This window comes from Brevibacterium sp. FME37, from assembly GCF_014897485.1.
Classification (GTDB): domain Bacteria; phylum Actinomycetota; class Actinomycetes; order Actinomycetales; family Brevibacteriaceae; genus Brevibacterium.
On the sequence record NZ_JABUYE010000003.1, the window covers coordinates 59,434 to 71,700 of the forward strand.

Sequence of the window (12,267 nt, forward strand, 5' to 3'; positions counted from 1 at the left end):
TGAAGATTCTGCTACGGTCGGCTCATGACAACTTCGCGGCCAGTGACCCTGCAGCAGGTTGCTGACCAGGCGCAGGTGTCCAGGTCAGCGGCATCATTCGCACTCTCCGGTCGTCCCGGCGTCTCTGAGGCGACCCGTTCGAAGGTGCTCTCCATCGCTGCCGAGCTCGGCTACTCGCCGAACCGAACGGCTCAGAACCTGCGCTCCTCACGGACCGGGATCGTTGCGGTGTATTCGCCGAAGGACGTGAGCGCACTCAGCTATTACATGGAGGCGACCTTCGGCATCGTCGATGAAGCAGAAGCATCTGGTCACACCGTCACGATCGTCCCCCACACCGCGACAGCGGCCGAGCACCTTCGCGCCGATGGGATCATCGTCCTCGACCCGACGCTCGGTGACCCTATCGTCCCGCGGCTGCTCGAACTCGGCCTGCCCGTCATCAGCGGCGAGCAGATGCCTCAGAAGCTCTCCTCGCCGATGCCTCCGGCCACTACCAAGGTGGCTGGCACTCCTGAAATGGTCAGCACCCCTGCGGTGGTCGGCACCTCTGCCGTGGCCGGCACCGTGACCTCGGATCATATCGCCTCGACACGGGAGGTCCTCGACGCCTTCGCTGCGGCGGGAGCACGCGCACCCGCCATCATCGCTCCCGAGGAGCGAATGTCGTGGTCTATGGCCGTCGAGGACACTTACCAACAGTGGTGCGCCGAGAATGAAGTCGAAGCACGCGTCGAGACCGCCTCACTGGAGGGGATGGCCGAAGCAACGCGGCAGGCGACGAAGAGACTGCTCGATTCCGGGGACGTCGATGCGATTCTGGCTCTCACCGATGGATCCGTGCTCACCGTCGTCACCTCTGCCGCGAACCATGGCCGCAGGCTCGGCGCCGACCTGCTCGTTGCCGCAGCGGTCGACTCCCCAGTCCTCGGCTACATGGATCCGCCGGTGACCGCAGTCGACCTGCGCCCCCGAGAGTTCGGCCGTGCCTGCATGAATCTGCTCTCCAAAGCCCTGGAGACCTCGGGTCCACCTGCGGACTCCTCACATTCGCTCGACTCGCCCCGAGAAGTCCAGCTCGCCGAGGTGGTCGACACCAAGGTCATCCACCGTGCCTCAACCGCCGGCCCCTTGCATCTCAAAGGTCACTGACCCAGAGTGAGCGCCACCCAGGGCCATGTAACGCGAACCCGCCGCCAAATTCGCGGGAACAGAAGTCCGATATCCGAGCCTCAGATCGCACTTCTGTTCCCGCTCAATTGCCAGCCCAACCGCCAGATACAGTCACCGCCCCAAACTTCGCCTGGCACCTCGCCGTCTCCGCCCCACCTTTAGGCTGGCCTTCAACACTGTTTCAGGCTGTCTCGACCGGCTAGGCCGCTGCGCCGTTCGAGGTAATACCGGATCTTGTGCTCAAGGCGAATCCGATTCGTCTGGCTGGTCACCTTCAGAACTTCCCACCCCTGCTGGCGCAGCGCCTCATCCCTGGTGATGTCGCTGTTCCATTGTGATCGTGAGGTCCGATGGTGGTCGCCTTCGTACTCAAGGGCCAGCTTTGCGTGGGGATAGCCCAGATCCGGTTCCACAATTCGGTTCAGCAGAGGGCAGCGCACGGGCGGATGAACAACCAGTTCCGGCAATCCGCAATTGATTGCCCACAGACGCAGATCAGTCTCCTGCGGAGAATCGACTGATTCCCGAACCAGCGACATCGCGGCCTCGACTCTCTTCCGATTTCGCAGGTACCTTCGCTCCGCAATCTTCGTTCGCAGGAACTCAAGGCTGCACAGCGGAGGCCCATGCCACCGTCCGACTATTGAGTCGCCGAGTGCCACGAGTTCGTCCCGAGTCAGCACGGCACTCAGGTCAAGGAAGACACCGACGGGCGAGTGCATCGGCATCCCAAGCCAATAGTCGCCTTCTGCAAGATTGTGGCGTCTCAGGCTGATTCCCTTGCGCGAGACCTTGCGGCCAGGATCGAATGTGACCAGGTGCAGATGGCTATCGATCAGTCTGCGAGGCAATGGCAGCCCGAACAGCCGCGCAGCCGATGCCCCTCCGGCAGCGATTCCAGGAACGGCCATCGTCATCGCCCTGAGTTTGAGACTCTCGTTCATCCACGCGTCGTCTGCCCAACTCGGAGTCGGATGCTCAACGAGCCTCAACTCATCACGATGGATGCCGTCGATGACGGCGCGGAATCGGGGATCGTGAAGCAGGCGGTGCTTACTGATCCCCAGCGATTCAGCCTCGCTGGTTCTGAACAGCGAGGGATACATTCGGTTCTCTATGCGCATACCCATGGTGGCTAAGCATGTCGACCGGCGATTTTATCCGCATCAGCCGAAACCTGCCCTGTGGAAAGTCAGCAGATGTCCACAGTGCACCCACTCACTAGTCCGAACTTGCTCACAGCACGTCAGCGCACGAGTGAACTTCTGCCATATCCCCCACAGTTACCCACCATTCGTCCAGATCACCCGACATTTCGCGGGAACATAACCTTGAAATTTCGGTCGGATATCACTGTTCTGTTCCCGCGAAACTACAGGCTCGGTAGGAAGTACTGGGTTCGTGAGGAGTGCGCAGTCCACAGTCTGGGTACGCGAGTGGACCGCTGGGCTCCGCCCTACCGCTCCCGGGCCTTCACCCCCAGCGCCAACCGCGCGATATCCCTGAGCACTGCGAACTCCTCACTGTCCTCGAGCAGCCCTTTGAGCTCGACCGCAGCTTGGCCCAGCACGGCCCGGTAGGCGCCGGCGACATTGTCAGGTTCCCGGGTCAGAGGATAGGACACGCAGAGTGCGAGGATGGCTCCACCGACAGTGAAGGCCACACTCGCCGAGGCGGTTCCCTTCACCCGTGCCTGCTTCGTGGCGTAGAACTCCTGTGGATTGCTCGGCCCGCACAGCGCCAGCGCGGCAGATCCGCCGTCGACGAGTGGGAGGACGGTGCCGACGCTGCGGGAGACGCGGAGTTCGTGGTCGGCTTCGACGTTGCGCACGCACACCCGGTCCTCCCCGACACGGACCCAGAGCTGCACCGATTCACTGGTCAGGGTTCGCAGATGCTCGAGCACCGAGTTCGTTGTTGCGATGCTGCGTCTGCCCGGGAACGGCCCCAGACGCAGCAGGCCATTGTTGTCACGGACGATGAATCGATGGGTGCGCAGATCCGCCAGCAGCCGGTAGGTCGTGGACTTAGAGTACCCCAGACGACGGCACACCTCGGCGGCCGTCAACGGAGTGTCCTGCAGTGCTGTGAGGATCGCGGCACTGCGGTCGATGACGCCGATCTCCTTCGCCGAGGCGGTGCCGCCAGGCGAGGCGGACGCACCGGAAGAGACCTCGGAGCTGCCAGTGGTCGCGGAGTTATCAGTCATGGAGTTCTCTTTCATTCCATACTCACATCGGCCAACAGCTGGCGGCGGCGCACCCACCAGCGGAAGATGATGGGTCCGACGATGCCTAAGATCATGAGCACGATGATCGACAAGGACACGGGCCGGGTCAGCAGCGGCATGAACGACCCGCCCGAAATCTGAAGCATGCGGCGGAAATTGTCTTCCAGCAGCGGGACCAGGACCAGAGCCAAGATGGAAGGGGCCAGCGGGATGCCGCCCTTCTCCATCAGGTAGCCGATGACGCCGAAGATGCCGAGCATCATCAGGCCGAAGAGGCTGAACTCGATCGCGTAGGCGCCGATGACGACGAGCACGAGAATCGAGGAGAAGAGGATCTCCTTCGGCATCTTCAGCAGCTTCACGAAGACCCCGACCAGCGGCAGGTTGAGGATGATCAGGGCGACGTTGCCGATGTACATGCTGGCGATGATCGTCCAGATCAGCCCCGAGTCGTCGCGGAAGATCAGCGGCCCTGGCTGTAGGCCGTACATCGTGAAGACGAAGAGCAGCAGGGCTGTCGTCGCGGATCCGGGGATGCCGAGGCTGAAGAGCGGAATCATGGCCCCGCCCACTCCAGCATTGTTCGCGGCCTCGGGCCCGGCAACGCCCTCGATGGCGCCATGGCCGAACTCGTCCTTCCGCTTCGAGATCCGCTTCTCCATGATGTAGGACATGAACGAAGCCAAAGACGGGCCGACCCCGGGCAGAATGCCGATGATGAAGCCGAGGACTGATCCTCGTGCCCAGGGCATCGTCGAGCGCTGCCAGTCCTGCTTCGTCATCCACTTGTCTTCGCCGAAGCTCTGGATCTCCTCCTTGGCTCCACGGCCCAGGGCGAGGTTTCGGATCGCCTCAGGGATGGCGAAGAGGGCCATCGCGAAGATCGTGAAGTCGATGCCGTCGGAGAGCAGGTTGAGGCCGAAGGTCTGGCGCGGCAGACCCGTCTGGAAATCGAGACCCACGAGGCCGACGGCCAGACCGATGAAGATCGAGATGAGTGCCTTGGCCCGGGAGCCAGACGACATCGTCGAGGCCAGCAGCAGGGCAGTGGCCATGAGCAGAAAGTACTCGGTGGCACCGAAGACGTTCGCGAGCTTCACCAGCACAGGCGAGAGGAAGGTCAGTCCGATGATCGCCAACGTCCCGGCGAGGAAGGAGCCGATCGCGGCGGTCGCGAGCGCGGCCTTGCCCCGACCTTGGCGAGCCATCTCGTAGCCTTCGATGGCGGTCACCGCGCTGGCGACCTCACCCGGGGTCTTGATGAGTGTGGCGGTGATCGAGCCGCCGTACAACGAGCCGTAGTAGATGCCGCACAGCAGGATCAGACCGTGCACGGGCTCCATCCCGAAGGAGACGGGGATGAGGATCGCGATGGCTGAGATCGGTCCGATGCCCGGCAGCACGCCGACGACGGTGCCCAGCAGCACGCCGAGGAGGGCGAACGCGAGGCTGAGGGGTTCGAGGGCCGAGGCGAAGCCTCCGCCCAGGTCGATGAGTGTGTCCATGTCTGCCTCCTAGCCCAAGATTCCGACGGGCAGATACACGGCCAGCCCGTAGACGAAGGCGACGTAGACGACGAGGGCGAACAGCACCGAGAAGATGAGGTTGCGGATCCATCTGTGAGGTGCGTAGATGCTGGTCATCGTCATGAGGAAGGCCGTCGTGGAGAGCAGGAAGCCGATCGGGATGAGAATCGCTAAGTAGACGAAGAAGAGCGCGAACTGCAGCACGACCTTCTTCGAGGGCGGATCCTCCGGTGCCTCGAGGACTACCGCCGAGGCGCCGCCGCTGGCCGACCCGTCCTCCCCGCCGGAGCCGACGGCTCTGCCCGTGGCGCTGTCCGCGGCGCTGGGGGCCGCCTCGGCAAGCTTCCGCCCGCGGTAGAGTGCCTGTCCCACAAGGAAGACACCGAGCACGATGAGGGCGATGCCGACGATCGCGGGAAAGGTTCGCGGGGTGACGATGTTGTTCGTCTCCTGGATCCAGAATGTGGCGACATAGTAGACGACGCCGATGAGCGTGACGGTGAGACCAGTGACGACATCGCCTCTCAGCGCCGGACTCATCGACCTCATTTGCTGTTGCCCAGATCGGTCTCCTTGACGCCCTCCTCAACGGTGGCGGCTGCCTCTTCGACGTACTTCTGCGCGTCATCGCCCGTGCTGAACTCTTCGGACCACTGGTTCTTCTTCAGTGTGTCCTTCCAGGTGGCGGACTTGCTGACGTCTTCGAGCGCCTTCGCCCAGTAGTCGACGGCCTGCTGCGGCATCTCTGCGGGACCGAAGACTCCGCGCCAATTGCCCAGGGTCACGTCATAGCCGGAATCCTTCGCAGTCGGCACCGAGTCGAAAGGCGCGGCAAGCGGCTCCTCCGCGAACGTCACGAGCGGTTCGATGTCGCCGGATTCGAGCACGGAGCGGAATTCGCTCATGCCCGCAATCGCGACCTTCGCATCCCCGTTGAGCATGGCCGTGGTCTGTTCGCCGCCGCCGTCGTAATTGACGAAGTTGATGTCGCCGGGGTCGACCCCTGCCTCCTTGGCGAAGAGCGCGAACGGAAGGGTATCGTCACCGGCCGCCGCGACGGTGACCTTCTGCGGATCATCCTTGAGCGCTTTGACCAGGTCGTCGATGTTCGAGAAATCGCCGCCTTTCGGGGTGACGACCATGAAGTCCTCGACGTAGAGGGTGGCGATGAGCGTCGTGTCCTGGGGGCCGTACTCGCACAGCCCGCGCGCCTTCATCGTCTGGCTGGCCAGCGAGGTGACCGCGATCTGGTCGTCCTTGCCCTTCTCCTGCTGCATCATCGAGGTGATCCATGAGCAGCCGGTGCCGCCGGGGCGGTTCTGCACCGGCAACGGGGTGGAGACGATATCTTCCTTCTGCAGGGCTTCGACGAGGGCGCGTGCAGTGGTGTCCCAGCCGGATCCTGGTTCGGCCGGTGCGGTGACCGTGACCGGCCCCTTCGGATAGTCGCCGCCCTCCCCCGGTGCCTGGGCTTTGTTGCCGCAGCCTGTGGCGACGAGCGCCAGCGACGCGAGCACCGCCCCGACCTTGAGAGCGGGCTTCAACGCCCGACTCTTCCGCATCGCCGAGGTGGTCCGTCCTTGTCGTGTGATCACCGGTGACCGCATTGCTTCTCCTTCGAATGCAACTGATATCTGTTATGTGGAATGTCCGTGCTGGTGAGGCCGGGGGTGTTACTGAGACTGGGTCTTCGACTCGCCGACATCGACTTCTCGGTCATCATCTCGTGCCCCGGCTTCGGCTGGACCGTCCCGGTAGCGGGCGTTGTGCTCACCGGGGGTAGGCACATCGCTGCGCAGTCCCAATCGCCGACCACCGAAGGTCAGCGGCAGCAGGGGAACATCGACGTGGTCCCCGCTGGGCAGACCCGTGCTCGCCAATGCTCCGGAGGCCACGAGGTGGGCGTCGGTGGTGAGATCGGCCGGGGTGTTGACCGGGGCGACCGGCAGCCCGCGACGGGTGCACTTCTCCTCGATCTGGGCGAGGTCAAGCTGAGACAGAGCCGCCTGCAGTTCAGCATGGATGAGATCGCGGTGGTCCACGCGACCCTGATTCGTCTCCAGGTCGGGGTCCCCGGCGAGCTCGGTGAGATCGAACTCGTCACAGAGATCATGCCATTGGCCGTCGCTGACGGCGGCGACGAAGATCTGGTCATCGTGCTGATCGCGGAAGATGTCATAGACGGCCCAGGTGGCCCGGCGTGTGGGCATCGGGCGCAGGGGCTCACCGCTGAGCTGAGCCTGCGCCATGTGCGTGCCGACGAGGAAGGCGTTGTTCTCGAACAGGGCGGAGTTGATGACCTGTCCCTCCCCAGTGCGTTCGCGCACACGCAGTGCCGAGAGCACTCCGATGACACCGAACATGCCGCCCATGATGTCGTTGACACTGGCCCCTGCACGCAGCGGCTGGCCGGGCGGACCGGTCATATAGGCGAGGCCGCCGAGCATCTGCACGACCTCATCAAGCGCGGTGCGCTGTCCGTAGGGTCCGGCAAGGAAGCCCTTGAGGGAGCAGTAGATGAGGCGGGGATTGCGTTCGGCGAGTTCCTCGTAGCCGTAGCCCATGGACTCCATCTTCCCCACCCGGAAGTTCTCGAGGAGAACATCGGCGGAATCGATGAGGGACAGGGCGACGTCACGGTCGGCCGCCTCGGCGAGATCGAGCTGGACAGACTGCTTGTTGCGGTTGAAGGCGGGGAACAGCCCCGCACCCGAACCGGGCAGGTACCGGGTCTTGTCGCCGGGTCCGCGCGGTTCGACCTTGATCACCTCGGCGCCCAAGTCGGCGAGGATCATCCCGCAGCTGGGGCCCATGACCATATGGGAGAACTCGATGACGCGGATGCCCGCCAGCGGCAGCGTCTGGGAGTCCACGGTCGAGGATTCGTCCTGCTCACGCATGGAACGCCGCCGGGACAGCGGGGATGGCCGACAGGCTGGAGGTCAGTTCGTGGCCGACCGCGGCGCTCAGCGGCTCCCTGACAGCTGAGAGCGCCTCGACGTCGACACCGGTGGCCACACCCTCGCGGTGCAGGAGGTGGACGAGATCATCGGTGCCGATGTTTCCGGCCGCTCCCGGGGCGAAGGGGCAGCCGCCCAAACCGCCCATGGCTGCATCGAAATGCGAGATTCCCAGGTCGAGGGCGGCGATGACGTTGGCCATGCCGAAGTTATATGTGTCATGAAGGTGCAGGTTCACCGGTCGCTTGGGGAAGGCTTCCAAGACCGCCGAGGTGTTCCTGGACACCAATGAGGGGTTGGCGTTTCCGATGGTGTCGGCAATCCCGATGCCGTGCGCTCCGGCATCGACGAAGGGACGCAGCACCTCGACGAGGTGGCCGGCATCGGTGATTCCGTCGAAGGGGCAGATGAAACTGACTGCGGTGGTGATGTCGAAGCGAACACCATGATCGCGGGCGAAGGCCGCGGCTTCGAGGAGGCGGTCGGTGGCCTGGACGATCGGAGCATCGGAGTTCGCCTGCGAATGGCCCTCGGAGGCGGAGAGGACGAGCTTGATGTTCTTCGCTCCAGCATCGACGGCGCGCTTTGCGCCCTTGAGGTTGAAGACAAGAGTGAAGAAGTCGACTCCCGCGGCCTCATGAGACTGGAGGCACTGCAGGACCTCGCCGGTGTCGGCCATCTGCGGGACCTTCTTCGGATTGACGAAGGATCCGACCTCGATCTCCTTCAGCCCTGCCGTGATGAGCTGTTGGCCCAAAGCGACTTTGACGTCGGTGGGAACGATGGCGTCTTCGATCTGGAGACCGTCGCGCAGCGTCGTGTCGAGAATCGTGACCGATGTTGGCCGAACCATGGTGAGAGCTCCTTCTTTGACCTGCCTCAGTCCCGAAGAGCGGGACGAGATCGGCATCACGCACCTTTGCGCTCAGCCGTCTGCCATCAACATAGCCGCTCGTGGCAAAGCTGCGGTGGGCGCGGAGGCGAATTGTTCGCCATATGAGAAGTGCTCGTGAAGTGAAGGTCATCACTCCCGATTAATGGGACTCCCGGTTTTGCCAGCTCGGATGCGTGTGGTCAGCCCTGGCTCAGCCGGTGCTCAATCCTGTTCAGGGCGTTTCCCGCCGAGCTGGGCGAGTACCTCGTCGGTGTGCTCGCCCAGATCGGGGCCGAGGTGGTCGATCGGAATCGATGAGCCGCCGATGACCGGGGTAATTCCTGGGAAGGCGACATCGGTCTTGGTCTCTTCACCGGTCGAGACGTCGAGGTGTTGGATCATGCCACGTGCGGCCAATTGTTCGTCGGTAACAAGGTCTTCGGCGGTGTAGATCGGTCCTGCGGGAACGCCCGCGGCCTCCAAAGTGTCGACCACCTCGGCGACATCACGCTGCGCGCACCAGGCACCGATGGCCTCGTCGAGTTCCTCGCGTCGCTCCCACCGTTCGGCATTGGTCTGCAGACCGGGGTCTTCTCCCAGATCCGGGCGGGCGATTGCGTCCATGAGCCGTCTGTAGATGCCGTCCCCGTTGCCGGCGATGACCACGGACTTTCCGCCCGCGCAGAGGTACCCGTTCGACGGCGCGATGCCCTCCATCCGGCCACCGGTGCGTGTGCGGGTCTCACCGAAGGCGGAGTAGTCGGGGACGAGGGATTCCATGACGGAGAACATGGCTTCGTTCAGGGCGACGTCCACAGTGCGATCGGCCAGGGATCCCCTGCCCTCGAAGCTGTGGTCGGAGCCGACGACCGCCTCGGCGGCTCCGGCGATCTTCTGTCGCTGACGATCGAAGAGCATCATCACTGCACCGAAGGCTGCCTGCATTCCGGCAATGGAGTCACCGATCGAGACGCCCACACGCACCGGGGGCCGGTCGGGATCGCCGACGAGTTCGCGGAACCCGGAGTAGCCTTCGGCGACGGCGGCGAAGCCCGGGCGTTCGGACATGGGTCCGGTCTGGCCGAAGGCGGAGATGCGGACCAAGATGATGTCGGGGTTGGCCTCTTCGAGGACCTCGGGCCCGAGCCCCCATTTCTCGATGGTGCCGGGACGAAAGTTCTCGAGCACGATATCGGACCGGCGCACCAGCTCGAGCGCCGAGGCCCGACCCTCGTCTGAGCGGAGGTCGAGCACAACAGACTTCTTGTTCCGGTTGATGGTGCGGTAGAGCATCGAAGTGGTGCCCTGCTTGAGGCGCCAGTTGCGGAGCTCGTCGCCCGTGCCGGGGCGTTCGATCTTGATGACCTCCGCCCCGAAGTCAGCCAGCATGCGTCCTGCCGTCGGCGCGGCGATGTAGTTGCCGAGTTCGAGGACTCGCACACCTGTCAGGGGAAGACGGCGCGTTGTCATGTCGATGCTCCTGTTCGTCTGGATGTCATTGCCGTGATGGCGATCATCCTGGTCACATTGGTACCTCAATGGTGACAGGTGTCGGCGTTTGCGGACGGACACGGACACTCGTGTACGACCGTGGTGCCTGTGAGTCGCAGCTGGCTGGGAAGACGTTCGCCTGGCTGGACGAAGGAACGGAGACCGGCTTCACTGGCTGAAGGCAGTTGTGTGCTCCTGGTCAGCGCAGACCCTACCGTATGGAAACATTACTGCGGGGAAACATCAGCAGAGGATTGTCGGTGAATCTCGGCGGTATATGAACAAGCGCTGAGACTTGAGCCAACATCACGCAATATTCCTTGTTCGTCCTTGCCTCATCCCCGCTGTTATCTAAGACTGGGGGAACGGTCGCAGACAGCGGCGTTACGCTACTGAAAAGGAGTTCACCGTGGGAATCGGAGATTTCGCAGACAAGGCCAAAGACGCCGTCAACTCTGAACAGGGACAGAATGTGGCCAATCAGGGCCTCGACAAAGCCGCGGACGCAGCTAACAGCGCGACCGGTGGAAAATTCTCCGACCAGGTTGACCAGGGCCGCGAAGCAGCAGGCGATTTCGTCGGCGGAGGAGACAACCAAAGCGGCGGACAGTCTCAGGGCAACCAGGGCGGCCAGGGCGGACCCGGCGGTCAGCAGGGCGGTGGACAGCAGTCCAACACCGGTCAGGGCAACCAGCCCCAGGGTGGCCAGGGCGGACCTGGTGGTCAGCAGGGCGGTGGACAGCAGTCCAACACCGGTCAGGGCAACCAGTCCCAGGGCGGCCAGCAGGGCGGTCAACAGGGTGGACCCGGCGGACAGTCGCAGGGTAACCAGGGCAGCCAGCAGGGTGGCCAGGGTGGACCCGGTGGTCAGCAGGGCGGCTTCGACCAGCAGCGCTGATCCTCTCAGCCTCACGCAGTAACTGAAGAGGGGCGGTACTCCCGATCGGGAGTACCGCCCCTCTTGTGTGGCTCTGCAGCGTCACCAAGCGGACGAACCTATGCTGTCGTCACTGGGTAACGGTCACGGCCTGCCTATGCCGGCCGAGGCCCTCGATCTCCATCTCGATGACATCCTCAGCGACCAAGAACGGAAACTTCCCGGACAGGGCCACGCCCTGAGGTGTTCCGGTCAGGATCACGTCCCCCGGTTCCAAGGGCATCGTCTGGCTGAGCTGATGGACGATCTGCCCGACATCGAAGATCAGGTCGCTCGTCGACGAATCCTGTCGTGCCTCACCATTGACCCAGCTGCGCAGTCGCAGGGACCCGGGATCCACCTCGGCGGCGGGCCTGATCCACGGCCCCAGAGGCGTGAAGCCGGGAAGGTTCTTGCCCTTCGACCATTGGCCGCCGGATTCCTCGATCTGGAACCGACGCTCGGACAGGTCGTTGGCCAGCAGGTAGCCAGCCACATGCGAGTACGCGTCCTCCGCCGAGGCGACTCTGAAGGCTCGGGTGCCGATGACCAGTCCCAGCTCGACCTCCCAGTCGGCCTTCGTGGCGTAGGGCGGCAGCTCCAAGTTGTCGTAGGGGCCGGCAATCGTCGAGGGCATCTTGAAGAAGACGACGGGCGCCTTCGGCGGTTCTGCTCCTGCCTCTCGAGCATGCGCCGCATAGTTCATCCCCACGCACACCACCGCCGAGGGGCGTGAGACGGGCGCTCCGATGCGCAGCCTCTCCGCTCCATCGAGGGTTTCGAGTCCTCCTTTGTCCAGTGCAGCACGAACTCGTCCGACGCCGTCGTCGGCAAAGAATTCTGGGTTGATGTCGGTGGTCAGGGGGCGCAGATCGTAGTGGATGTCCTTGTCACGCACTACCGGGATCTCATGGCCGATGGGGCCCAAACGCAGCAATTCCATGCGGTTCCTTTCGTGTTCGTCAGGCTTGCGCATCCGGCCGTCGTTGGACGCATGCACAGTGCAAGCCTGTGGCCCCACGGTAGTGTCGTCTCGCATCCTAAGTTGGAATCGTTCAAGTATTGGACACGTCTTTTGTGGACGTTCGCACAATTAT

The 12,267-nt window shown here is 63.5% G+C and carries 11 protein-coding genes; 2 read left to right on the plus strand and 9 right to left on the minus strand.

The features are described from left to right. The first annotated feature begins 24 nt into the window (after positions 1–24). Positions 25–1,152, plus strand: a complete 1,128-nt coding sequence (locus tag INT29_RS04400) for a LacI family DNA-binding transcriptional regulator (protein ID WP_193070847.1) — start codon at positions 25–27, stop codon at positions 1,150–1,152. Positions 1,153–1,343: 191 nt separating this feature from the next. Here INT29_RS04400 and INT29_RS04405 read toward each other — a convergent pair whose 3' ends face one another. The 8 genes from INT29_RS04405 to INT29_RS04440 form a co-directional block, all read right to left on the minus strand. Beyond that, positions 1,344–2,297 carry a hypothetical protein gene (locus tag INT29_RS04405; protein WP_193070848.1) on the minus strand — a complete coding sequence of 318 codons (954 nt, stop codon included), beginning with the start codon at positions 2,295–2,297 and terminating at the stop codon, positions 1,344–1,346. Between the two features lie 332 nt (positions 2,298–2,629). Next, positions 2,630–3,382, minus strand: a complete 753-nt coding sequence (locus tag INT29_RS04410; RefSeq protein WP_226830782.1) for a helix-turn-helix domain-containing protein — start codon at positions 3,380–3,382, stop codon at positions 2,630–2,632. Positions 3,383–3,393: 11 nt separating this feature from the next. Further along, entirely contained in the window at positions 3,394–4,908 is a 1,515-nt protein-coding gene (locus INT29_RS04415; protein ID WP_193070850.1) for a tripartite tricarboxylate transporter permease, read from the minus strand. Between the two features lie 9 nt (positions 4,909–4,917). Then, positions 4,918–5,469: a tripartite tricarboxylate transporter TctB family protein gene (locus INT29_RS04420; RefSeq protein ID WP_226841623.1), complete on the minus strand. Its 552-nt coding sequence runs from the start codon at positions 5,467–5,469 to the stop codon at positions 4,918–4,920. Between the two features lie 5 nt (positions 5,470–5,474). Beyond that, a complete protein-coding gene (locus tag INT29_RS04425; protein ID WP_101570130.1) occupies positions 5,475–6,536 on the minus strand; it encodes a Bug family tripartite tricarboxylate transporter substrate binding protein in 1,062 nt (353 codons plus the stop codon). A 66-nt stretch (positions 6,537–6,602) separates the two neighbouring features. Continuing rightward, a complete protein-coding gene (locus INT29_RS04430) occupies positions 6,603–7,829 on the minus strand; it encodes a CaiB/BaiF CoA transferase family protein (protein ID WP_101570129.1) in 1,227 nt (408 codons plus the stop codon). Further along, a complete protein-coding gene (locus tag INT29_RS04435; protein WP_193070852.1) occupies positions 7,822–8,742 on the minus strand; it encodes a hydroxymethylglutaryl-CoA lyase in 921 nt (306 codons plus the stop codon). The genes INT29_RS04430 and INT29_RS04435 overlap by 8 nt, the downstream gene beginning before the upstream one ends. 243 nt (positions 8,743–8,985) lie before the next feature. Further along, the gene (locus tag INT29_RS04440; protein ID WP_193070853.1) at positions 8,986–10,233 is read right to left on the minus strand and encodes a CaiB/BaiF CoA transferase family protein; all 1,248 of its coding nucleotides are present in this window, start codon (positions 10,231–10,233) and stop codon (positions 8,986–8,988) included. 430 nt (positions 10,234–10,663) lie between these two features. Between INT29_RS04440 and INT29_RS04445 the strand changes: the two genes are divergently transcribed. Continuing rightward, positions 10,664–11,152 (plus strand): antitoxin, encoded by a 489-nt coding sequence (locus INT29_RS04445; RefSeq protein WP_193070854.1) that lies wholly within the window; start codon positions 10,664–10,666, stop codon positions 11,150–11,152. Between the two features lie 109 nt (positions 11,153–11,261). Here INT29_RS04445 and INT29_RS04450 read toward each other — a convergent pair whose 3' ends face one another. After that, positions 11,262–12,113 carry a fumarylacetoacetate hydrolase family protein gene (locus tag INT29_RS04450; protein ID WP_101570126.1) on the minus strand — a complete coding sequence of 284 codons (852 nt, stop codon included), beginning with the start codon at positions 12,111–12,113 and terminating at the stop codon, positions 11,262–11,264. Positions 12,114–12,267 lie beyond the last annotated feature (154 nt).

Bases quoted from the DNA above. Each gene is read 5' to 3' on its own strand.
- INT29_RS04440 (WP_193070853.1), bottom strand. From the start codon at position 10,233: ATGACAACGCGCCGTCTTCCCCTGACAGGTGTGCGAGTCCTCGAACTC.
- INT29_RS04425 (WP_101570130.1), bottom strand. From the start codon at position 6,536: ATGCGGTCACCGGTGATCACACGACAAGGACGGACCACCTCGGCGATG.
- INT29_RS04430 (WP_101570129.1), bottom strand. From the start codon at position 7,829: ATGCGTGAGCAGGACGAATCCTCGACCGTGGACTCCCAGACGCTGCCG.
- INT29_RS04400 (WP_193070847.1), top strand. From the start codon at position 25: ATGACAACTTCGCGGCCAGTGACCCTGCAGCAGGTTGCTGACCAGGCG.
- INT29_RS04415 (WP_193070850.1), bottom strand. From the start codon at position 4,908: ATGGACACACTCATCGACCTGGGCGGAGGCTTCGCCTCGGCCCTCGAA.
- INT29_RS04435 (WP_193070852.1), bottom strand. From the start codon at position 8,742: ATGGTTCGGCCAACATCGGTCACGATTCTCGACACGACGCTGCGCGAC.
- INT29_RS04405 (WP_193070848.1), bottom strand. From the start codon at position 2,297: ATGCGCATAGAGAACCGAATGTATCCCTCGCTGTTCAGAACCAGCGAG.
- INT29_RS04450 (WP_101570126.1), bottom strand. From the start codon at position 12,113: ATGGAATTGCTGCGTTTGGGCCCCATCGGCCATGAGATCCCGGTAGTG.
- INT29_RS04420 (WP_226841623.1), bottom strand. From the start codon at position 5,469: ATGAGTCCGGCGCTGAGAGGCGATGTCGTCACTGGTCTCACCGTCACG.
- INT29_RS04410 (WP_226830782.1), bottom strand. From the start codon at position 3,382: ATGACTGATAACTCCGCGACCACTGGCAGCTCCGAGGTCTCTTCCGGT.